Origin of the sequence: Bradyrhizobium sp. 142, assembly GCF_023074015.1 — a bacterium.
Classification (GTDB): Bacteria; Pseudomonadota; Alphaproteobacteria; order Rhizobiales; family Xanthobacteraceae; genus Bradyrhizobium.
On the sequence record NZ_JADPKQ010000420.1, the window covers coordinates 16,604 to 39,204 of the forward strand.

Consider the following 22,601-nt stretch of genomic DNA (forward strand, 5'->3'; position numbering starts at 1 on the left):
CGGGGAGGCCGCTACGAGACAGCCTCAAGAGCCGGAAAGGCCATAACGGATGTAGTGGCTGTCATGATAGTAGTAACTTCGATGACCGTCATATCGAGCCATTGCCTTGGTATCCGTTTTGCTGAGAACTGCCCCAATCAGCGATTCATGAATGTTGGGTGCCGTGTGCAGTGCGTGCTGAACGACATCTATTTTGGTGCGGCCCCACTCAACGATTAGAATATAGCCGTCTATTAGAGATGAAGTGACTCGGACATCAACCAACGGGGTCAGGGGAGGAAGGTCGACGATGACGTAGTCATAGTCAGCTCGCAAACGGTCGAACAGCTTGCTTATCGCGTTGGCGCACAGAATTTCGCTGGTGTGAAGCAGGGGTCCCCGCCGCACGGCGGGTAGAAATGCAAGGTTGGTCGTGGAATCTCGCCAAATTGTGTCCGCCAGGGATCGGCTGCCGTTTGCAACTTCGATGATTCCGTTGACAGCCTTGGGCGCAAAGATCGCAGAAAGTGAGGGATTCCTGAGGTCGCAATCGACGATGATAGCTTTCTTGCCGGTGTGCCCGATCAATTGCGCGAGCGAGGCCGCAATCGTAGTCTTCCCCTCATTCGGCAGAGCCGAGGTAATGCCGATGACCTGAGTGGAGATTTTCGCCGGATCGTGGTCAATGGCTAGCTTGATAGAACGAATGGCCTCGGTATATCGAGATAGCGGCATCCCGACCACGGTCCGATGAATTGCCGTTGGAGACGGAACTATCCGTTGTTGAACATCATCATCGGTTGGCTGGGAGCGAACTGGTAGCTTCGCGGATTTGCGGGCCGGTAACAATGGGACCAAAGACAGGCAAGGCAATTCCAGCACAGTTTCCACCTGTGAAGAGGTACGAAAGACGCGGTCCATGATGTCTCTGAGGAGCGCCAAGCCGACGCCCAGCGCGAGACCGCCGAAGATGCCGAACGCCAGCACCAGGCTGGTCTTTGGCTTGCTCTTGCTCCGCGGCGGTGAAGCGGGGAAAAGTACCCGCGTTTCCGAGACGGGAAATGTCTCCTGCTGCGCGGAGCCCATGTAACGCTGCAGGAAGGTCTCGTACAAGCTACGCAAGCCCTTTGCCCGGCTTTCCAACTCCTTGATGGTCAGCTCGGCTGAATTGACTGAACGGGACTGCGAAACGGCCTTGGACAGTTGCTTTTCGATCTCTTGCTGGCGCTGTTTGGCGAATTCGAATTCGCTTCGGCTGACTTCGGCAAGTCTCCTGACTTCGTCGAAAATGGAGACGCGAAATTCCCGCACGCGGTTCCGGACATTGACGACTGCCAGGTGGTCGCGACCAACCCTGGCCGTCAACTCGGCCTCACGTCTCATGAGTTCTAGATACTGCTGACGCAGCCCGTTGATGATCTGACTGTTTGTCGCATCGACTCCGATACCATCCAGAGTGCCCATCGAGGACGGCTTTGTCGGATCGGAGGCAAGGAGTGCTTCATAGCGAGCCAACTTGGCCGTGGCCTCAGAGGTCTGGGCGCGTGCGGCAGCCAATCGATTGTTGAATTCTGTGATCTGCTGTTCGTCGATGGGCTTTCCGTCCAACGAAACGATATTGTTCTGCGTCTTGTAGACGTCAACGGCACGTTGTGCAGCGAGGGCTTGGTCGCCGAGATCGCGCAGCCTCTCCTGCAGCCAGGTTGTTGCCCTGCGATTGGCATCGAATTTTCCATTGAGCTGGTCCGCAACATAGGTGTTGGCTACGGCGTTGACGATCTCCGCGGCTCGGGCTGCGTTGCTCGAATTGAAATTGATCTCGATGACGTTGCTGAACCCGACACGCCCTGCTGAAAGCCGATTGAGAAATGCGTCTACGAGAGTGTCCGATGGTTCGCCATGCGTATCGGATGACGCATCTTCCTTCGATCCAGTCGAGACCCACGACCGAATTCGCTGCCAGAGCGACTGTAGAGACACCCCTGACCCATTGAAGTCCGGATCGTCCGCCAGTTTCAACTGATCGATGACCGCAACCGCAGTGGCCTTTGATCTCAGTAGTTGAAGCTGGGTCTCGATTTGATTGAGATCGAAGGCCGGCTCGGCGAGGAGTGATTGCTGCTGGACAAATTGGGGCCTTGGATTGGCCAACAGGATCTGAACCTGCCCGGTATAGGTTGGAGACACCAACCGCAGATAGAGCATGCTGGCCGCAGTGGCGAGTGCAGCAGTGACAAGGATTACGAGATATTGGCGTCGTAGAAGCCCGATTGCGAAATTGATGACGTCGCGGATCCCTCCGCCGTCTGCCTGAGCGAGTTGTGCCAGGTTCACCGGCAGCCGCAGTTTATCCGTGTGTTGAAGATTGTTCTGAAGCATCACGTACCTGTCCGACGGTGGGTCACGTTGCGGGCACGCGCCCGCAGACCAACATTTAAAGCGGCCCGGGGCGGCGAGAAATTATATACCTTATAAAAATCCGCTTGCCAAATTAAATAAACATATTAATTTAAGCGAGGGTGAGAGATAACAGTGAGGGTGCGGCTTTTGAGCTCGCGTGAGAAAAATAGAAGATATTGCGGTAATTTAGGGCCTGGTCGGCATTTCCGTCGAAAATGAAAATAATGTGTGCGTTTGGAAGTGGATCGAGGGGGCGGAAAATTAATTCCGTCGGGGATAAAATTAATTCCGTCGGGGATTCGGGGATTATGGTCCACCGCATCGAAGCCCGATCCGAATTGAGGGCGGGCAGGAGGTAGCCATGCTGGAACTGCGATCTTTGGCGATCCCTGATGTCAAAGTAATTCGCCCAGATCGGTTTTCCGACGCCCGCGGCTACTTCTGTGAGACGTTCCAGCGATCGGCTTTTGCGGAGAAGGGAATTCTCCATGACTTCGTTCAGGATAATCAGTCCAGCTCAGATCGGATCGGCACGGTGCGCGGCTTGCATTTCCAGCGACCGCCTTTCACCCAGGCCAAGCTCATACGGGTGTTGAACGGGGCCATTCTAGATATTGCCGTTGATCTCCGGCGTTCATCGCCCAACTTCGGCAAGCACATCGCCATCCAGTTGGATAGCGAAAGCGGTGAGCAGGTGTTCATTCCGAAGGGATTCGCGCATGGTTTCTGTACGCTGCAGCCCAAGACCGTCGTCTTGTACAAGGTCGATCAGGTCTACGCCCCGAGCCATGACGGCGGCGTCTATTGGGCTGATCCCGCATTAGCGATCAAATGGCCCGTCACACCGTCAGAGGCTCAGATATCGCCAAAGGACCAGATTCTTCCTGCGCTCAACCAGCTTGCTTGCGTTTTCGAATAGTGGAGATGAGTAGAATGCGTATCCTGGTGACCGGCGGAGCGGGCTTTATCGGTTCTGCTGTGTGCCGCCGTTTGGTGCTGCAGACCGGTGCCGCGGTGGTCAACATCGACAAGTTGACATACGCAGCCGACCTGACTTCACTGGCGAGCATCGAGGGGCTGGAGTCTTATGCGTTCCTGCAGTCCGACATCTGCGATCGAGAGGCTATGGATCTCGCGTTGGCCGACAACGAGCCGGATGCGATCATACACCTGGCCGCCGAAAGCCACGTCGACCGTTCGATCACCGGACCCGAGGCCTTCGTCAGCACCAATATAGTTGGTACCTACACGCTGTTGGAGGCGGCCAGGACCTACTACGAACGTCTGCCGCTTCCGCGGCGGAAGCAGTTCCGCTTCATCCACGTATCGACAGACGAAGTCTACGGGTCATTGGGGCCGGAGGACTTGTTTCGCGAGGACACGCCCTACAGGCCGAGTTCGCCGTATTCGGCCAGCAAGGCGGCCTCGGACCACCTCGCACTCGCGTGGTTTCGAACCTACGGTCTGCCGGTCATCGTATCGAATTGTTCGAATAATTACGGGCCGTACCAGTTCCCGGAAAAGCTCATCCCGCTGACGATCCTCAATGCGCTCGACCGGAAGCCGCTACCGGTCTATGGCGACGGCAGAAATATTCGCGACTGGCTTCATGTCGATGATCATGCCGCTGGCTTGATAAGACTTCTGTACGAAGGAAGACCGGGCGAGAAGTACAATTTCGGCGCAGATGGCCAGCGATCCAACCTGGAGGTGGTCACCCGGATTTGTGACGTGGTGGATCGGTTATCCCCGGGCGCGGGAGCGAGACGATCTCTCATTACGTTCGTGCCGGATCGTCCGGGACATGATGCGCGTTATGCAATCGACGCGTCGAAGGCACGTCGCGAACTTGGCTGGGAGCCGACGAGAACCTTCGAACAGGGCTTGGCCGAAACGGTCGGATGGTATCTCAACAATCGTGCATGGTGGCAGCGTGCTCGCTGCGGTGCCTATGACGGCTCGCGCCTGGGTCTCCTCGTTGCCCAACAATTGAGGTGAAGATGACAGATCGACCCATCCTCATTGCCGGGCGGAACGGCCAGCTGGCAAAGTGTCTTCGTGGTCTCGCGGCAATGCGCGGTCTGCCTGCGGTGGCTCTCGGGCATCGAGAACTCGATCTGGAGAACCGCGAAGGGATCGACAGGCTCATCGCGTCGATCGCGCCGTCTGCAATCATCAATACGGCCGCTTATACGGCGGTCGATCGGGCCGAATGTGAAGCGGCGAAAGTGTTCAGCATCAACCGCGATGGCGCGGCAACGCTGGCAAATGTCGCTTGGCAGATGAATATTCCACTCATCCATCTCTCGACCGACTATGTGTTCGACGGCGCAAAACCGGATGCGTACGACGAAAGCGACATTCCCGCGCCGTTAAATGTCTACGGCGCGTCGAAGCTTGCCGGCGAAGCTGCTGTATTGGCTGCGCATCCGCTCGCGACCGTGATCAGATGCTCGTGGCTTTACAGCCCCTATGGCAGCAATTTCGTTCGAACGATGTTGCGGTTATGCGAGACGCAGCTCATCGTAAGGGTTGTCCGGGACCAACACGGAAATCCGACCTACGCATACGACCTCGCGGAGGCTGTCCTTCAGATCGCAGAACGGTCAGTAACGGTCGATCGCAGGGCCGCGGCCGGCATCTTTCATCTCGCCGGTCAAGGCGAGACAAGTTGGCACGACTTTGCGAAGGCAATCTTCGACGAGCTTTCCCGTCGTGGAGCGCGGATTCCGGCGCTCGAGGCGATCACGACTGAAGAGTTTCCGACCGCTGCGCGTCGACCTCGAAACTCGCGCCTGGATTCATCCAAGGCCGAACGCGTGTTCGGAATTCGGCTGGCGTCCTGGCGCCATTCACTCGAAGCCTGTCTTGACCAGCTGGTAGGAGAAGGAGAAGCCGATGCTGAAGGGAATCGTGCTGGCTGGCGGCAGCGGAACGCGCCTCTATCCGATCACGCGCGTGGTCAGCAAACAGTTACTCCCGATCTATGACAAGCCGATGATCTATTATCCCCTGTCGACGCTGATGTTGGCGGGGATCCGCGAGATTCTGATTATTACCACGCCGTCAGACCGGTGTCAGTTCGAGCGGTTGCTGGGGGACGGGAACCAATGGGGCATTCGGCTCAACTACGCGGAACAGACCCGTCCTGCCGGTCTCGCGGACGCCTTCATTGTTGGCGCGGATTTCATCGGAAGGGATCGCGTGGCGATGGTGCTTGGGGACAATATTTTCTTCGGCGATGGCCTGAGCGAACTGCTTGCCAGGGCCGCAGGACGTGAAGAAGGCGCAACGGTTTTTGCTTATCACGTGCGCGACCCAGAACGATATGGCGTGGTCGCGTTTGATGAGGCGGACCGCCCGATATCGATCGAGGAGAAGCCCATACGACCAGCTTCGAACTGGGCGGTCACCGGTCTGTATTTCTTCGACAATCGCGTTGTGCGGTTGGCCCGCCGCGTCGAACCATCGGCCCGCGGAGAGCTTGAGATCACCGATCTGCAGATGCGGTACCTTTCAACTGGCGCTCTCCATGTCGAGCGGATGGGGAGGGGGTTTGCCTGGCTCGATACCGGCACGGTCGAATCGCTAATTGATGCAGGAATGTTCGTACAAACGCTTGAAAAGCGCCAAGGCATGAAGGTTGCATGCCTTGAGGAGGTCGCCTTCAGGCTGGGACTGATAGATCGCGATCAGGTCCTCGCGCTGATCCAGCCGCTGGAGAAGAGCGGGTATGGCAAATACCTGGGCGAACTTTTGCGGCTTCCACGCCTATCTCCGCCGCCAAAGCGAGTTCCGTTTTAAATTGATAATCAATTTATATCGCATTGAATTGATGCGGCCTAATATTATAAATTAAATATGTTCTCTGCGTGAATTTACGGAGGTTGACCATGCCAGGGGCAAACGCATTACGAAAAGCAAGGCCTCTCTCTTCAGAAGAAAATCATGAAGGAGGTGATCGCGGCTGGCTGGATATCGATTCGCCGCGCATAGCAATCTGGAATGCGATCAACGGCGGCTACGATCCACCCGCGTGGGAGGGGTTTTGGACCCTACCGCGCGCGGCGCCCGTCGGCGGGTCAGAAGACCTGTCCAATGTGATTGCGGGTACGACAGGGCAGCCCGCGTCTCAGGCGAAATTGGCGGATTTGTTGTCCACGGCCGCGACGTTGAGCAGGCAGGTCTCGTTCAACAGGCAGGTCTCGTTCCTGCCGTCCGCCGCCGAGGCCGCACTGTCCCTCGGGGTACATGGCGGGTCGGCCGTCAATTCTCTCCCAGCTGGTCCGCTCTCAGTCACAACTGATCATGCCGACTATGCGCCTGGCAGTACTGCAACGTTTACTGCAAGCGGTATGCGCTTTGGCGCGCCGATCACATTTCAGATCGCGGACCTGCCGAGTGCACCGGGAACCGACGGAAATGCCGATGTTTATGCGCCGTTCACGATCAGGGACGGCGGTAGCGGCGACGTGGACGGTCTCCTCAACGGCACGGTGGTGGCGCGGTGGCTGGTCCCAGCCGATGGTCGGGCCAGCGGCGCCACTTTGAAGCTCACTGCCAGCTCAGGGAGCCGGACGGCAACCACAACGTTCACAGACGCCAACAACAAAATCGTCACTGAGAATCAGAACGCGGGTACGCCCGAGAGCGTATGGGCGATCCATGGCTCCTTCGATAACCAAGGCGACCCGCAGATCGAAGGCTTCGCCACACAGATCAGCACCACCGCCGGGCAAACCGTCTCCTTCAAAATCGATACCGCCTCGAGCGGTTACACGATCGATATTTACCGTCTCGGCTACTACGGCGGCAATGGCGCGCGTCTCACCACCAGCATGCACCATAACGGAGCGGCCAACCAACCGGCCCCAATTTTCAATGATCCGACCAACACCGTTGATGCCGGAAATTGGTCTATAACAGATTCATGGACCATTCCCGCCACCGCTGTTTCCGGCGTCTATTTTGCGAAGCTGACGACGGACACTGGCAATTTCCAGAACATGATTCCGTTTATCGTTCGCAACGATGGCACAGTCTCGGACATTCTGTTCCAAACCAGCGACATGACCTGGGAGGCGTACAACCCATGGGGCGGATATAATCTGTATCAAGGTCCCGGCGGAACCAATAGCGATCGTGCGTATGCTGTAAGCTATAATCGTCCGCTCGCGATCAATTCCCCCTCTAACCTAGCCGGGCCGCAGGATTTCCTGTTTGGCGAGGAGTACGCCGCAATTTATTGGTTGGAGCGGAACGGCTACGACGTCAGCTATATTTCCGGCATCGATAGCGCAACCAATGCAGGATCGCTGCTGAACACGAATGCCTACATGGACGCTGGCCATGACGAATATTGGTCGCAATCGCAATTCGCCAATGTCACCGCCGCGCGCGACGCGGGAGTTGACCTCGCTTTCCTGAGCGGCAACGAAATCTATTGGGACATCGAGCTTGGTACGAGCTTCGACGCGAGCCATACGGCAAACCGAACGATCATCGAGTACAAGGACGTCTGGAGCGGCGCGCAACTCGACCCGAATGGCACGGCCAACGGCGGCGCGGGCCTGTTTCGTGATCCGGTTTATGGACCTGGCACTCCGGAAAACTCTCTCTCCGGTACGATCTTCACCGTGGACGATATCGGTTCGCTCGACAACATCACCGTCCCGGCCAGCATGTCGCAGCAGCGCTTTTGGCGAAACACCAGCATTGCCAGCGGCAACGGAGGAACGCTGACCCGCCTGCTTGGCTACGAGTGGGATAGCGATCTTGACAACGGCTCCCGGCCAGCCGGGTTGATCGACATGTCGTCGACGACACGCAACGTCAATACGCTGCTGTTGGACAATGGGGCGACGACCGGTCCTGGGACGGCCACGCACAGCCTCACGCTCTACCGTGATCCGGAGAGTGGTGCTCTGGTTTTCGGTGCCGGCACGGTCATGTGGCCGTGGGGATTGTCAGACCAATATGTTGCGTACAAGGGCCTCACCGCGCCCGTCAGCTCGGCCGTGCAGCAATCGATGGTGAATCTCCTCGCCGACATGGGGGTGACGCCGCAAACGTTGCAGGCGGGTCTCGTGAGCGCCCAAGCGTCCACCGACCACACCGCGCCCACAGCCGTCATCACCTCTCCGACAGGTGGGACCAACGTCAGCCAGGGCCAGACGGTCACGATTACCGGCACAGCTTCAGAGGTCGGCGGCCGGGTGGCCGGCATCGAAGTGTCGACTGATGGTGGCACGACATGGCACCCAGGGAGCGGCACGACGAGTTGGAGCTATACGTGGATTGCTTCGGGCTCTGGTACGCGAGTCATCGAAGCGCGCGCGATCGATGATAGTGTCAATATGCAGGCCACTCCGGCCACGGTCAGTGTCAACATCACGGGAGGCGGGGCAAGCCTCTTCACTGCTTCCAACGTACCGGCCCAGACCAGTTTGAACGATGGCACGCCGCTTGAAGTAGGCGTGAAGTTTACCTCCTCCACGGCCGGACAAATCACCGCGCTGAAATTCTATCGCAGTCCGAGCGACACGAACTCCGACCTCCTCGACCTCTGGACCTCGACCGGTACCAAGCTTGCCAGCGCGACCTTCACCAATACCTCGGCAAGCGGCTGGCAAACGGTCAATCTGGCGACCCCGGTCACAATCGGTGCCAATACAACTTATATCGCTTCGTATCACACCAACGGCGCCTACGTGGCCACGAATAGTTTCTTCGCCAACGCATTCACGAGCGGCAATTTGACGGTGCCTTCCTCCGCCACATCGGGCGGCAATGGGGTCTATTCCTACGGTGGTACCAGCACGGCTGGAATTTTCCCGACCAATACGTTTTCTTCTTCGAACTACTGGGCGGACGTGGTGTTTGTACCCAGCAATGGCAACAACACGCCGCCGACCGCCGTCGCGGACACGGCCGACGCCACCGAGAAGGGTGGTGTCAACAACGGCACGGGCGGCTCGCCCGGCACAGGCAATGTGCTGACCAACGATACCGATGCCGACGCTGGCGATACCAAGACGGTTATCGCGGTTAGTTTCGGCTCGACGTCCGGTACACTCGGTGCGGCCCTCAATGGCGCGCACGGCACCCTGGTCCTTAATGCCGCCGGTGCGTTCACGTATACCGTCAATGAAACCGATACGGCTGTGCAGGCTTTGCGGCTTTCGACCACTACGCTGACCGATGTCTTCAACTACACGATGCGCGACGCCGCCGGTGCGACATCGTCGAGCACGCTAACCGTCACTCTTCACGGTGCCAATGACGCCCCGGTGCTGGCCATCCAGACCGGCAACCAGACCGCAACGGTGGGCTCGGCCTTTTCGCTGACACTGCCGGCCGGCACCTTCACCGACGTCGATTCCGGCGATTCACTCGCCTACGCCGCCACCACCGCCGGCGGCGCGACGCTTCCTGCCTGGCTAACCTTCAACGGGTCGACCCGGACCTTCAGCGGCACGCCGACGTCTGCCGATGTCGGTACGCTCGGTGTGAAGGCAACCGCAACGGATCTCGGCAGCCTCTCCGCAAGCGAAACGTTCAATATTACCGTGACGACCACTCCGAACGCGCCGCCGACTGCGGTCGCCGACACGGGCGATGCCACCGAGAAGGGCGGTGTCAACAATGGCACCGGCGGCTCGCCCGCCGCGGGAAACGTGCTCACCAACGACAACGATCCAGACGCCGGCGACACCAAGACCGTGACTGCGGTCAGCTTCGGCTCGACTTTAGGCACGCTCGGCTCGGCGCTGAATGGAGCGCATGGAAGCCTGGTGCTGAATGCTTCGGGTGCTTTCAGCTATACCGTCAACGAAGCCGATCCCGCGGTACAGGCCCTGCGCCTTGCAGCCAACACGCTGACGGACGTCTTCAACTACACGATGCGCGATGCCGCCGGTGCGACATCGTCGACCACGCTAACCGTCACCATTCATGGCGCCAACGACGCGCCGGTGCTGGCGATCCAGACCGCCAACCAGACCGCGACGGTCGGCACGGCGTTCTCCCTGACGCTGCCTGCGGGCATCTTCACCGACGTCGATTCCGGGGATTCGCTCGCTTACTCAGCGACCGGACTGCCTTCCTGGCTGAGCTTCAATGCCTCGACCCGCACCTTCAGCGGTACACCGGCATCCGCAAACGTGGGTACCGTCAGTGTCAACACCACGGCGACCGACCTCGGCAGCCTCGCTGCGAGCGAGACGTTCAATATCGCGGTGACGACTACCCCATCAACCGTGAGCTTGTTCTCGAGCTCAGATACGCCGTCAGTGCTGTCGAATTCCGACACGTCACAGGTCAACCTTGGGGTGAAATTCACCTCGTCCGTTACGGGTACTATTACTGGGGTCAAGTACTACAAGGGTGCCAATGATACGGGCACGCACTCCGGCTCATTGTGGAGCAGCACGGGTACGCTGCTGGCGACGGCGACGTTCACTAATGAGACCAGCAGCGGCTGGCAAACCGTCACGTTCAGCAATCCCGTGTCGATCACGGCCGGTACCACTTACGTATCGAGTTTCCATAGCAACGGTCACTACACCACCACGTCCAACTACTTCACCACTGCCCACAGCAACGGGCCGCTGACGGCCCCGGCGAGCGGCAATGGCGTTTACACATATGGTAACGGAAATCTGTTTCCGACCAGCACCTTCAATGCCACGAACTACTGGGTCGACGTCGTGTTCAACAGCTCTGGCGGTGGTGCCAACCAGCCACCAGTCGCAAACAACGACAGCGGCTTCAATGCCAGCCAAAACACTCCACTTACCATTGCAGGGACGGCATTGCTCGCCAACGACACGGATCCGAACGGCGATATCCTGACGATTACGGGCGTCAGCGGAGGCGTCAACGGCACTGCCAGCTTCAACGCACAAAACAACACGGTGACGTTCGCCCCGGCCAACGGTTATACCGGATCGGCTTCATTCAACTACGCCATCTCGGATGGCCGTGGCGGTACAGCCAGCGCAACGGTAGGCGTCACCGTCCAGGCGTCATCGTCCAGCACCGTGACCTTGTTCAGCTCGAATCCAACGCCGAGCATTGTCTCAGTCAATGATCCAAACTCGGTGGAACTTGGCATGAAATTCGTAGCTTCCACCGCAGGCGACATTGTCGGGTTGCGCTTCTACAAAGGACCGAACAATACAGGCACGCACGTCGCCGATCTCTGGAGCAGCACGGGCACCTTACTGGCCACTGCTACCTTCACCAACGAGACAGCGAGCGGCTGGCAGCAGGTCAACTTCAGCGCGCCCGCGACGATAGCGGCGGGAACGACCTATGTTGCTTCCTACCACACTGCGGGAAACTACTCCGCAGATCCAAATCTCTTTGCCAGTTCGGTCACCAACGGGCCGTTGACAGCTCCGTCGTCCGCGTCCAGCGGTGGCAATGGCGTGTACGCTTACGGGACCGGCGGCCTGTTCCCGACCAATACCTTCAATTCCACCAGCTATGCGGTCGACGTCATCTTCAGACCGCAGCTCGCAGCATAGGAGCCATAGGATGCACGCCGAAATCTACACTGATGGAGTGGACGAGATCACAATCGGTGGGTCGATTGTACGCATCGATCTGATGAGTCTCTCACCCACGGAGCGAGACGCCAATAACGCGCCCAAGAAGGTCTTCTGCCAGAGGCTGATATTCTCGGTGGAGTCATTCGCGAACTCGGTTGAAGTGATGCAGAACGCTCTGCAGGGCTTGATCGACGCTGGGGCGGTGCGGCGCAGCCAGCCGAGGACATCGGCGGAGCCTTCGCACAGCATTGCGTCGGTCGAGCGCGGTCCCTCTGTGATGAACAGCTCACGGTCGCCGAATGTCTCAAGTAATTTCAGCTGATATCCCTGCCACGGAGACGGCGGTGGCGACTTCTTCCGAAACGCCGCAGTCGGCTGCCTGGACTGCGCTGGAATGCCTTGCCAAAGTCGCTGCTCATTACGGCATCGACCTGCCCGTGGACCGCCTGCGCCACACCTATGCCGTTGATGGCAAGTTCTTTTCGACAGACCTGTTGCTGCGCATGGCACGCGAGGCCGGGCTTCGGGTGAAAATCGCGCACCTCGATTGGGGTGCGCTGTGTCGTCTGGGAGAGGCATATCCGGCCATTGCTCGGCTCGCAAATGGGAACTGGATCGTTATTCTTGGCGCCGGAGCGGGGGGGGACGGTGCCGAGACCGTCGCGACGCTCGATCCACTTGCCGACCGTAAGAATGAGCCTCTGATCGTTGGGAGAGACCGCTTCTGCGCGTGCTGGACGGGAGAGGTCATCCTGTTGAAACGCGAACGTCTGTCGTCAGATGCAGGGAAGACGTTCGGACTGCGCTGGTTCGTCCCCGAACTTCTGCGGCAATGGCGGCTGTTCGGCAATGTCGCGATTGCCGCCATCTTTCTCTACGCGCTCGGCCTGGCGCTTCCAATTTTCTTTCAACTCGTCATAGACAAGGTCCTTGTGCACGAGAGCTTCACGACGCTCTACGTACTCACGGCCGGCGCGATGGTCGCACTGGCTTTTGACGCGATATTCGGATTTCTGCGGCGTTACCTTTTGCTCTATGCAACAAACAGGGTCGATATCAGGGTTGCGACGAAGACATTTGGGCACCTTCTCGGGCTGCCCGTGACGTTCTTCGAGCACATTTCGGCCGGCGTTCTGGTGAAGCATATGCAGCAGGCTGCGCGGGTCCGCGAGTTCCTCACGGGCCGGCTGTTCCTGACCACACTGGATGCACTGTCGCTGTTTGTCTTCCTTCCAGTGCTGGCGCTCTACAGCGCCAAGCTGACATGCGTGGTGTTGGCCTTTACCGGCGTCAGCGCGACCGTGGTCGCCCTGCTGATGGGGCCATTTCGGCGGCGGCTCTATGATCTCTATCAAGCCGAAGGCGCGCGGCAGGCACTCCTCGTCGAAACGGTTCATGGCATGCGAACGGTGAAGTCGTTGGCGATGGAGCCGTTGCAGTGCAGGGTGTGGGATGAACGTTGTGCGCAGTCGGTAACCATGCGGTTCGGGGTTGAGAAGATCTCGGCGGGCGCCCAGGCGGTCACGGGATTTCTTGAGAAGATGATGACGCTCGGGATCATCGCCTTGGGCGCGCTCGACGTCTTCAGTGGAGAAATGACGATCGGGGCGCTCGTTGCCTTCAACATGTTGGCGGGGCGGGTCTCGGGACCGCTGGTCCAGCTCGTGACCATGGTGCACGAATATCAGGAGGTCGCTCTCGCAGTCAAAATGCTCGGTGAGGTGATGAACCAGAAGCCCGAGCGTGACGGCAAGAGCGACGGCTTGCGCCCCGAGTTTGTCGGCAAGATCGAATTTGAGAGTGTCTCGTTCCGGTATGGATCGGAAGGGGCGCCGGCGCTCGATCAAGTCTCCTTCTCCATTGCCCCGGGCTCGATTTTCGGGATCGTCGGCCGGAGCGGCTCTGGTAAGACGACGCTCACAAGGCTGATTTCGGGAATGTATCCGATACAGCAGGGCTTGCTGCGCATCGACGGATATGACGCCCGGGAGCTCGATCTCGCACACCTGCGCCGGAATCTTGGAGTGGTCTTGCAGGACAACTTCCTGTTTCGTGGAACGGTCCGCGAGAACATCGCCTGTGTGAAGCGCGATGCGACGTTCGAAGAGGTCGTGAGGGCGGCGCAGCTCGCGGGCGCCGACGAGTTCATCGAACGATTGCCGCGCGGTTTCGACACCATGCTGGAGGAGGAGGCGTCGAACCTCTCTGGCGGGCAGAAGCAGCGGCTTGCCATCGCGAGGGCTCTCATCTCCAACCCGCGTATCCTGATTCTTGACGAGGCGACCAGTGCACTCGATTCCGAGAGCGAGATGATCATCAAGCGCAATCTGCACCGTCTCGCGGAGGGACGGACCGTTATTATCGTCTCGCACCGCCTTTCGATGCTAGCGGGAGCGAACCAGATCCTGGTGATCGACCGCGGTCGTATCGTCGACGTGGATCGCCACGACCGCTTGCTCTCCAAGTGCACGATCTACCGCCATCTTTGGAACCAGCAGACAAAGCACGTCGCATGAGCAGGATAGAAAAAGAGCGCGCGAATACAAAGCCCGACGGATCGGCAGCGAAGTCGGTCGCACGAAGGCGCCGAACCTTATTCAGGCCGGCTGTGCGGGGATCGCACGTCGTTACGGAGTTCCAGCCCGACGCGATTGAGGTTGAGCATCGGATACCGTCGCGGGTCGCGTATGTCACGCTCTACGCTGTCGTTGCGCTGATCGCGGCGGCGATCGCATGGGCATCAGTGTCCCAGGTCGACATGATCGTTACCGCTCAGGGGAAGCTGACTACCACGTACCCCAACCTGGTGGTGCAGCCGCTGGAAACGTCGGTCATCCGGGAAATTCACGTCAAGCCCGGCGATCGAGTCAAACGCGGCGACCTGCTGGCGACGCTAGATCCGACTTTTTCGCAGGCGGATCTCGACCAATTGCGTATCCGCGTCGCTGCCTTCGATGCCACCATTGCGCGGCTCCATGCCGAGTTGGACAGGACGGAGTATATCGTCAAGAGTCCTGCGAACGCCGATGAGGTGCTGCAGCAGAAAGTGTTCCTGCAGCGAAAGAGCGCCTATGACGCCCAGTTTCAGAACTACGAGGCGCAGATCGCTTCCGCGCGGGCTAATCTGAAGACAGCGCAGGACGAAGAGGCGGTCCTGATACAGCGACTGGACAACATGCAGCTGATCGAAACTATGCGAAGCTCGTTGATGGCCAAGGAAGTGGGTTCAAGGCTGAACTTCCTGCTCTCCCGTGATGCGCGGCTGGAGGTCGAGAGCAGTCTGTCGCGCGTTCGGGGCAGCATCGCCGATAATTCGCATCGTCTGGACAAAGTCCGAGCAGATCAACAAGTGTTTGCGGAGGAGTTTCGCCGTACCGCCTATCAGGAGCTCGTCGAAACCCTAAGCAAGCGCGAAGGCGCCGCTGAAGAACTAAAGAAGGCTGAGCTTCGCCGACAAATGATCGTGTTGCAAGCTCCAGCAGACGCGGTTGTGCTCGAGATCGCCAACCGGACAGTCGGGTCGGTGGTCCGCGAGGCGGAAACGCTGTTCGTGCTCGTTCGCCGCGACGTGCAGTTGCAGGCGGAGGTTAACGTGGAGGGCAGGGATGTCGGCCAGTTGACGGTTGGGCAGCCGGCGCGGATCAAGTTCGAAGCGTTTCCGTTCCAGAAGTACGGGACCGGCAAGGGAGAGGTTCGGGTCGTTAGTGAGGACTCGTTCTCACCGGACCCGAGGGCCGAAGGTGCGCGCCGCACGCCAGCTCCCTATTATCGCGTGCTGGTCGATTTGCAGGATGCGCACCTTCGGCTGCCGCCGGAGCGCATTCAGTTGATCCGGGGCATGGCGGTCACGGCCGAAATGAAGGTTGGGCGGCGCAGCGTGATCTCTTATTTTCTGTATCCGTTGCTTCGCGGTCTGGATGAAAGCATTCGGGAATACTAAGGCGCCATATGCACCCGAACGGGCGCCAAGGTCCTCTTCGTCGCCGATCGTCGTCTCGCCTGATAAGCCAACAATCGAGCCAGATCCGTGCGGCTCACGACGGTGCCGAGAGCCCGTTCAAGCCGGATAGCTGTCCATCGTTCCTCTTCCCCCTTGGACCCCGTCTTTGACTTGTCGCGCAGAGCCTCCGCGTGTTCCAGATTTCGACACCTGCGCAGGACACGAGCGCAATTCGGGTACGAAGGCGCGATATTTAAAAAAGATATAAAATAATCTTGCTTTTAATGGCGTTCGTGTTAATTTGAGAATCTAATTAAATCGAACGATTATATTAAATATGAATTTCGCTTTAATCGAAGGCGCCCGATGCGTCAAGGCCTGAGATCTCGGAGCCAGACTCAGCGGTCAGATACGGCGCCACAAAACGGCTTCACTATGCAGGATCCGTGTCATGATTCTCGTAACAGTTGGTACCCAGGTCCAATTTGATCGTCTGATTCGAACGGTCGACGATTGGGCCGGTGCACGCGCAAGAAACGATGTTTTTGCTCAGATCGGGCCGTCAAACCAACGATTCAAGCACATCCGCACCGAGCGCTTCATCGAGCCGACCGAATTCAGAAACTCCGTTGAAGCCGCAAGCCTGGTGGTCGCGCATGCCGGCATGGGCTCCATTATCACTGCCCTCGAACTTGGAAAGAAGATCCTTGTCATGCCACGTCGTGCGAGCTTGGGCGAACACCGAAACGATCATCAGGTCGCAACGGCAAAACGGTTCGCCGCACAGGGCCGCATTGAAGTCGCTTTCGACGAAGGCGAACTAGCGGATAAGCTGGATCATTTGGATGTCCGCAATGGAAGCGAGCGCCTCGGTGGTGAAGCATCGCCCCAACTGATCCGGACACTTCGGACCTTTATCGAAGCGGGACGTGTTCGTTCCGAACCTACCAACATTTCAGCTTAGGCGGTCGACGTGGAACTACAAGACTGTCGAGCTTCTATTTCTCTCGCGCGCCAACGAAGCCTGCCGAAAGCACGCATAGGCTTGCTCGATGTATCCGCGCTGATCGTGGGCGGAAATGCCCGCGTGACGCCGTGCGTACGCTCAATCCTTACTCGGCTATCGGCCAGTAGCGTGGCTGTTGCCAGAGCCATCCAGCCGACAGCCGGATAAATACAACCCAACCCGATTTTCAATCACTGGGGCAATTATGTCGAACAACTCGCTTGGAATTGGAGTTATCGGGTACGGTTATTGGGGGCCGAACCTCGTCCGCAATTTCGCCAGCAATCCTTCAGCGCGGGTCGTCTGCGTTAGCGATCTGGACCCCCAGAAGCTCGCCGTCAGCAAGCGCCTTCATCCGAATTTGATGACAACGTGCGTCTATGAAGATCTCATCAAGAATCCGGAAATCGATGCGGTCGTAATCGCAACGCCGGTGCACACGCACTATGAATTGGCGCTCGCCGCGCTCAAGGCGGGCAAGCACGTTCTGGTCGAGAAGCCACTTGCGTCGAGCGCCGAGATGGCGCGCCGCTTGATCGATGAGGCCGATCGGCGCGGCCTGACGCTGATGGTCGATCACACGTTCTTGTACACACCGGCCATTCAGAAGATCCGCGAGTTGTTGCTGAAGGACGAACTCGGCCAGATCTACTACTATGACAGCACGCGCTCGAGCCTCGGCCTGTTTCAGAAGGACGTCAATGTGATCTGGGATCTGGCAGTGCATGACATTTCGATCATTCACCATATCTTGGATGAGGAGCCGGTGGCGGTTTCCGCGACCGGGTCCTGCCATGTGGCAGGTTCGCCTGAAAACATGGCGCATATCACGTTGTTTTTCGATAGTCCCTGCGTCGCCCACGTGAGCGTCAACTGGCTGTCGCCGATCAAGGTGCGCCAGACGTTTGTCGGGGGCAGCAACAAGATGATCGTGTACAACGATCTTGAGCCAACCGAGAAGATCAAGGTTTACGACAAGGGTATAACCCTCGATGGCACAACTGAAGATGCCAAAGAACTCCGGATCGGATATCGAGCTGGAGACATGTGGGCTCCTCATATTTCCACGAAGGAGGCGCTGCAGACGGAGGTCGAGCATTTCATCGACTGTGCGCGTAACGGGACGAAACCGATTTCAAATGGTATATCTGCGTTACGGGTGATCGAGGTGCTGGAGGCCGCGTCGCGCTCGATCGCACAGCAGGGCAGGCCGATCTTTCTCAAGTCGCCGCAGCAGATAAGGAAACGAGCGCGGGCCACGGCTTGAATCATGGTGCCGATCGGAAGTCTTATCTGCGACAATGCGGTGGTTCCGCGATGAGTTCGGTACAACGCTCAATCTTGTTTTCGGCGAGCGAACGGTATGGCAGCGTGCTGCTGTTCATTGTCGCGACTGCGATCCTCTCTCGTCTGCTGTCGCCGCAGGAATTCGGAGTCTTTGCCGTCGTCAATGCCGTGACCGCTGTAATCGCCGCCTCGTTTCAGGAGTTCGGGGGCCCAAACTATCTGATTCAAAAGCGCGAATTGTCGCCTCGAGACGTTGGCTCGGCGTTCACGATCACATTCGGGATCTCGGTGGCAATTGCGCTTCTTCTGTTCGTCCTGGCTCACACACTGTCGCAAGTATTCGGGCAAAATAACCTTCAGAGAGGTATCGAGGTCTCCGCACTGAATTTTCTGGTGACGCCAATCTCCGGGACGATATCCGCGTTGCTGCGACGCGACATGAAATTCGGTGCACTTGCTGTCTGCAATCTCACAGCTGGAGTGGTCACCGCCTCCGTATCCGTCGTGCTTGCGATGGCAGGGTTCAGCTACATGGCTCCGATCTGGGGTGGCTTGGCAGGCAGCATTGTCCTTGCACTGGCGCTGCTGGCCAGCCACAGGGATCTCGGCGCACTGCGTCCCTCGCTGTTAGAGTACCGCGAGATCGTCAACTTTGGCCTCTACTCCAGTGGGGTCAGCCTCATCAACGTCTTTTACAATCTTGCGCCGCAGTTATTGCTTGCCCGTATTCTGGATTTTGGATCTGTCGGTCTGTATAGCCGCGCCACCAATCTGACACAGGCGTTCGAGCGGCTCGTGACGCAAGTTCTCAATCCTGTCGTCATGCCCGCGATTGTCGCTCAACGCAGAGCTGGGGCAGATCTGAAGGCGGTTTATCTGGAAGCCGTTCAACTGCTGTCCGTTGTCCAGTGGCCCTTCCTGACCTTTATCGCAATCATGGCGCGGCCGATCATCCTGCTTTGGCTCGGTGAAACCTGGCTGGAAATCGTTCCATTGGTGCGTTTTCTTTGCATCGCAAATCTGGCGCTCTTCGCAGCTTGCCTGACCTATCCGGTTTTCCTCGCGGTTGGAGGTGTGCGCGATGCGCTGGTGTCTTCCTTGATCTCGCTGCCGCCATCGCTTCTTGTCATTCTGTGCGCATCGTTTTTCGGGGTCGAGGCTGTCGCGGCGTCCGCTCTTGTGACGCTGCCGTTCCAGGCGGCAGTAGCTATTCATTTTCTCAGGCGGCACCTGGCCTTCAGGCCAGGCGAGTTTGTGGGTTCCTTGCTGAAGAGCGGTCTTGTAACGGTCGGAACTGCGTCGGGCGTATGGGCTTGTGCCGCGTTGACCGAGGCGGGAGCGCTCGCGTCTCTGACCGGCATGGTACTGTCGCTCGTCGTCGCTGCATTCTGCTGGTGGTGCGGATTGGTATTCACCGGACATCCATTGCTGCATCAGGTGCGTCATGCCGCGAGGGACCTGGTCCGGATCGCGCCCGGGCTGCGACCTTCACGTCCGGCGCTATAGATCGTTTTATACGGTGCTCTCTGGGAGACGAACGATGCCGGTAACGAAGGACGTACAGCTCGGTCGCGACGTGAGGATTTTCCATCCCGCGTTGGTGAATCTGTATGGCTGCACGATAGGCGACGAGACGAGGATCGGCGCTTTCGTCGAGATACAGATCGGAGCGAAGATAGGGGCACGGTGCAAGATATCATCGCACAGCTTCATCTGCGAGGGCGTGACCATCGACGACGAAGTTTTCGTAGGGCATGGCGTCATGTTTACAAACGACAAATATCCGAGGGCGACCACGGCAGAGGGCCGTCCTCAGGGAGCTTCCGATTGGACATTGCAGCACACTCACGTGGGCAAGGGGGCATCGATCGGATCGAACGCCACATTGTTGTGCGGGGTGAGGGTTGGTGCGGGAGCGACCGTCGGCGCCGGAGCGGTGGTCACGAGGGATGTCCCGCCGGGAGCAGTTGTGGCGGGAGTGCCGGCCCGAACTATATCCGCCGCGGAGAATGCGGCTCTCTCCGGCGCCGTCGAAAATTAATTACAAATATTAAATGAAGATTGCTTTCTCTATTGATTTAATTAGAATAATGCATCCGAATAATACTAGATTTATTGAATCGCCGTGAGGAGGGTTTGCCCTTGATACCCTTTCTGGATTTGAAGGCACAGTATCGGCAGATTAAGCCGGAAATCGATGCCGCGATGGCGCGAGCCATTGAGAGCACCCACTTTGTACTCGGGCCGGAGGTGACTGCCTTCGAGAAGCGCTTTGCGGAGTATTGCAGGGTGGCGCATTGCCATGCGGTGAACAGCGGTACCTCGGCGCTACATCTTGCGCTGCTCGCGTGCGGTGTCGGACCGGGAGACGAGGTGATCACGGTTTCGCTCACCTTCGTTGCAACAACTGCTGCCATTCTCTACACGGGAGCCAAGCCGGTTTTCGTCGATGTTGATCCCGTTACATGGACGATGAATCCGGCATCTATTGAAGCTGCGATCACTCCGCGGACAAAGGCGATTGTGCCGGTCCATCTTCATGGACTTGCGGCTGACATGGATCCAATCATGTCGATCGCCCGACGTCACCGTCTCCTCGTAATCGAGGACGCTGCCCAGGCGCATGGCGCGGAATACAAGGGGCGCCGGGCGGGTTCGATTGGTGATATGGGCTGCTTCAGCTTCTATCCCGGCAAGAACCTCGGCGCCTTTGGCGAGGGAGGAGCAGTCGTAACGGATCAACCTGAACTCGCGGGTTGCGTGTCACTGCTGCGCGATTGGGGGCAGGAGTCCAAGTACAATCACGTTGTCCCTGGATACAACTACCGAATGGACGGCATCCAGGGCGCCGTGTTGAACGTAAAGATGGATCATATAGAAGCCTGGACGGAAGCGCGCCGGTCAGTAGCCGCGCAGTACGATAGGCTGCTGTCGAATCTGCCGCTCGCTAGTCCTCAGCCGCCCTGGTATAGCCGCCATGTCTATCACGTCTATTCGGTAAGGCTGCGACGCCGAGACGAAGCGCTGGCAATATTGAACGAAGCCGGCATTGCCGCGGGGATCCACTACCCGGTTCCGGTGCACCTGCAGAAAGCGTATGCGGATCTCGGATATGGGCTGGGCGATCTCCCGGTCACGGAAAGGCTCGCGAAAGAATTCCTCTCGCTTCCCATCTATCCGGAGCTGTCGGCTGAGCAGGTGGCCGAGGTCGTCTGCGCGTTGACGAAGGCGGAGCCGCTGCAGGCTTTTCAGCAGTTGACGGACGAAGAAGTGGCGTCGCAAAACATCTTGGCAAGGCCCAGCAACAGGAGAGCGTCTTGATGAATCTCAAGGGGAAACGCATTCTGGTCACAGGCGGAGCGGGGTTCATCGGCTCGCACATCGTCGATTTACTGTGCGACGAAGGCTGTATTGAAATCGTCGCTCTCGACAACATGGTGAGAGGCAGGCCCGAGAATCTGCGTCGGGCGCTGGGACGCGGGCCTGTGCGACTAGTCCATGGCGACATACGCGATGCCAAGCTGACGGGAGCGTTGGTCAAGGCGACCGACATCGTTTTTCACCAGGCTGCGCTGCGCATCACACATTGCGCGAGCGAGCCTCGTCTCGCCAAGGAGGTCATGGTGGACGCCACCTTCGACCTCCTTGAACTCTGCATCAAGCACGACGTCGAGAAAGTGATCGCCGCGTCGTCGGCATCGGTATACGGCATGGCGGAGGAGTTTCCGACAACGGAGCGACAGAATTCATACGACAACCGAACCCTTTATGGGGCTGCAAAGGCGTTCAATGAAGGCCTGCTGCGCGCGTACAGCGACATGTACGGCCTTGATTACGTGGCATTCCGCTACTTCAACGTCTATGGTCCCCGCATGGACATCCATGGACGCTACACCGAGGTGCTGATCCGCTGGATGGAGCGCCTGGAGGCCGGCCTACCGCCGGTCATCTTTGGTGATGGTCAGCAGACAATGGATTTCGTGCACGTGCGCGATATCGCCCGAGCCAATATTCTGGCAGCGAAGGCGAAGGTGACGGACGAAGTGTTCAACGTAGGCACCGGCACGGAGACGAGCTTGGTGCAGCTCGCAACGGCTCTTGCGTCGGTCATGAATCGTCAGGGAATGCTCCCTGAGTTCGCGGCGGAGCGTTCGATCAATCCGGTGCCGCGCCGGCTGGCATCAATAGGGAAGGCGGAACGGCTCTTGGGGTTCCGGGCCACCACGACGCTTGAACAGGGATTGGCAGATCTTGTGAAATGGTGGCGCGCTGAACGTGGCCTCACCGCCGTCCGTCAGAGTGAGGCCGCCGCATCTTGATACCGATCGCAATACCCGTTCTGCCGAAGAGGATGCCGCGGGGCCATGCTTTCCGGTTGGGCCTCGCAAAGTCCGCAGTTGTAATCGGCGCCGTCCAAGCCTGCGCCTCACTTGCG

The 22,601-nt window shown here is 58.4% G+C and carries 15 protein-coding genes; 14 read left to right on the forward strand and 1 reads right to left on the reverse strand.

Translation table 11 applies throughout. The annotated features are described in order from the left end of the window. Positions 1 to 24: 24 nt before the first annotated feature. On the reverse strand, positions 25 to 2,358 hold the full coding sequence (locus tag IVA82_RS38935) for an AAA family ATPase (protein ID WP_247387727.1): 2,334 nt from the start codon (positions 2,356 to 2,358) through the stop codon (positions 25 to 27). A 382-nt stretch (positions 2,359 to 2,740) separates the two neighbouring features. Here IVA82_RS38935 and rfbC point away from each other — a divergent pair, with 382 nt between their 5' ends. The 14 genes from rfbC (at position 2,741) to IVA82_RS39005 (ending at position 22,485) form a co-directional block, all read left to right on the forward strand. Then, complete coding sequence (rfbC, locus tag IVA82_RS38940; RefSeq protein ID WP_247387707.1) at positions 2,741 to 3,298, forward strand: dTDP-4-dehydrorhamnose 3,5-epimerase; 558 nt, start codon at positions 2,741 to 2,743, stop codon at positions 3,296 to 3,298. Between the two features lie 14 nt (positions 3,299 to 3,312). Beyond that, positions 3,313 to 4,377 (forward strand): dTDP-glucose 4,6-dehydratase, encoded by a 1,065-nt coding sequence (gene rfbB, locus IVA82_RS38945; protein WP_247387708.1) that lies wholly within the window; start codon positions 3,313 to 3,315, stop codon positions 4,375 to 4,377. A 2-nt stretch (positions 4,378 to 4,379) separates the two neighbouring features. Further along, positions 4,380 to 5,369, forward strand: coding sequence for a dTDP-4-dehydrorhamnose reductase (gene rfbD, locus IVA82_RS38950; protein ID WP_247387709.1), 990 nt, complete (start codon positions 4,380 to 4,382; stop codon positions 5,367 to 5,369). After that, positions 5,278 to 6,183: a glucose-1-phosphate thymidylyltransferase RfbA gene (rfbA, locus tag IVA82_RS38955; protein ID WP_247387710.1), complete on the forward strand. Its 906-nt coding sequence runs from the start codon at positions 5,278 to 5,280 to the stop codon at positions 6,181 to 6,183. Before rfbD ends, rfbA begins: the two co-directional genes overlap by 92 nt. A gap of 89 nt (positions 6,184 to 6,272) precedes the next feature. Beyond that, on the forward strand, positions 6,273 to 11,909 hold the full coding sequence (locus IVA82_RS38960; RefSeq protein ID WP_247387711.1) for a DUF4082 domain-containing protein: 5,637 nt from the start codon (positions 6,273 to 6,275) through the stop codon (positions 11,907 to 11,909). Positions 11,910 to 11,919: 10 nt separating this feature from the next. After that, positions 11,920 to 12,255, forward strand: coding sequence for a hypothetical protein (locus tag IVA82_RS38965; RefSeq protein ID WP_247387712.1), 336 nt, complete (start codon positions 11,920 to 11,922; stop codon positions 12,253 to 12,255). Next, complete coding sequence (locus tag IVA82_RS38970) at positions 12,233 to 14,449, forward strand: peptidase domain-containing ABC transporter (protein ID WP_247387713.1); 2,217 nt, start codon at positions 12,233 to 12,235, stop codon at positions 14,447 to 14,449. Before IVA82_RS38965 ends, IVA82_RS38970 begins: the two co-directional genes overlap by 23 nt. Further along, complete coding sequence (locus IVA82_RS38975; RefSeq protein WP_247387714.1) at positions 14,446 to 15,873, forward strand: HlyD family type I secretion periplasmic adaptor subunit; 1,428 nt, start codon at positions 14,446 to 14,448, stop codon at positions 15,871 to 15,873. Before IVA82_RS38970 ends, IVA82_RS38975 begins: the two co-directional genes overlap by 4 nt. 451 nt (positions 15,874 to 16,324) lie before the next feature. Further along, a complete protein-coding gene (locus IVA82_RS38980; RefSeq protein WP_247387717.1) occupies positions 16,325 to 16,837 on the forward strand; it encodes a glycosyltransferase in 513 nt (170 codons plus the stop codon). Positions 16,838 to 17,084: 247 nt separating this feature from the next. Beyond that, positions 17,085 to 18,146: a Gfo/Idh/MocA family oxidoreductase gene (locus IVA82_RS38985; protein WP_247387718.1), complete on the forward strand. Its 1,062-nt coding sequence runs from the start codon at positions 17,085 to 17,087 to the stop codon at positions 18,144 to 18,146. A gap of 50 nt (positions 18,147 to 18,196) precedes the next feature. Next, positions 18,197 to 19,672 carry a lipopolysaccharide biosynthesis protein gene (locus IVA82_RS38990; protein WP_247387719.1) on the forward strand — a complete coding sequence of 492 codons (1,476 nt, stop codon included), beginning with the start codon at positions 18,197 to 18,199 and terminating at the stop codon, positions 19,670 to 19,672. A gap of 34 nt (positions 19,673 to 19,706) precedes the next feature. Then, positions 19,707 to 20,207, forward strand: coding sequence for an acyltransferase (locus tag IVA82_RS38995; protein WP_247387720.1), 501 nt, complete (start codon positions 19,707 to 19,709; stop codon positions 20,205 to 20,207). 101 nt (positions 20,208 to 20,308) lie between these two features. Next, complete coding sequence (locus IVA82_RS39000) at positions 20,309 to 21,487, forward strand: DegT/DnrJ/EryC1/StrS family aminotransferase (RefSeq protein ID WP_247387721.1); 1,179 nt, start codon at positions 20,309 to 20,311, stop codon at positions 21,485 to 21,487. Continuing rightward, positions 21,487 to 22,485 (forward strand): NAD-dependent epimerase/dehydratase family protein, encoded by a 999-nt coding sequence (locus IVA82_RS39005; RefSeq protein WP_247387729.1) that lies wholly within the window; start codon positions 21,487 to 21,489, stop codon positions 22,483 to 22,485. Before IVA82_RS39000 ends, IVA82_RS39005 begins: the two co-directional genes overlap by 1 nt. Positions 22,486 to 22,601 lie beyond the last annotated feature (116 nt).

What these genes read in the sequence shown, in the direction of transcription:
- IVA82_RS38935 (WP_247387727.1), bottom strand. Translation starts at nt 2,358, where the DNA reads ATGCTTCAGAACAATCTTCAACACACGGATAAACTGCGGCTGCCGGTG.
- rfbC (WP_247387707.1), top strand. Translation starts at nt 2,741, where the DNA reads ATGCTGGAACTGCGATCTTTGGCGATCCCTGATGTCAAAGTAATTCGC.
- rfbB (WP_247387708.1), top strand. Translation starts at nt 3,313, where the DNA reads ATGCGTATCCTGGTGACCGGCGGAGCGGGCTTTATCGGTTCTGCTGTG.
- rfbD (WP_247387709.1), top strand. Translation starts at nt 4,380, where the DNA reads ATGACAGATCGACCCATCCTCATTGCCGGGCGGAACGGCCAGCTGGCA.
- rfbA (WP_247387710.1), top strand. Translation starts at nt 5,278, where the DNA reads ATGCTGAAGGGAATCGTGCTGGCTGGCGGCAGCGGAACGCGCCTCTAT.
- IVA82_RS38960 (WP_247387711.1), top strand. Translation starts at nt 6,273, where the DNA reads ATGCCAGGGGCAAACGCATTACGAAAAGCAAGGCCTCTCTCTTCAGAA.
- IVA82_RS38965 (WP_247387712.1), top strand. Translation starts at nt 11,920, where the DNA reads ATGCACGCCGAAATCTACACTGATGGAGTGGACGAGATCACAATCGGT.
- IVA82_RS38970 (WP_247387713.1), top strand. Translation starts at nt 12,233, where the DNA reads ATGTCTCAAGTAATTTCAGCTGATATCCCTGCCACGGAGACGGCGGTG.
- IVA82_RS38975 (WP_247387714.1), top strand. Translation starts at nt 14,446, where the DNA reads ATGAGCAGGATAGAAAAAGAGCGCGCGAATACAAAGCCCGACGGATCG.
- IVA82_RS38980 (WP_247387717.1), top strand. Translation starts at nt 16,325, where the DNA reads ATGATTCTCGTAACAGTTGGTACCCAGGTCCAATTTGATCGTCTGATT.
- IVA82_RS38985 (WP_247387718.1), top strand. Translation starts at nt 17,085, where the DNA reads ATGTCGAACAACTCGCTTGGAATTGGAGTTATCGGGTACGGTTATTGG.
- IVA82_RS38990 (WP_247387719.1), top strand. Translation starts at nt 18,197, where the DNA reads ATGAGTTCGGTACAACGCTCAATCTTGTTTTCGGCGAGCGAACGGTAT.
- IVA82_RS38995 (WP_247387720.1), top strand. Translation starts at nt 19,707, where the DNA reads ATGCCGGTAACGAAGGACGTACAGCTCGGTCGCGACGTGAGGATTTTC.
- IVA82_RS39005 (WP_247387729.1), top strand. Translation starts at nt 21,487, where the DNA reads ATGAATCTCAAGGGGAAACGCATTCTGGTCACAGGCGGAGCGGGGTTC.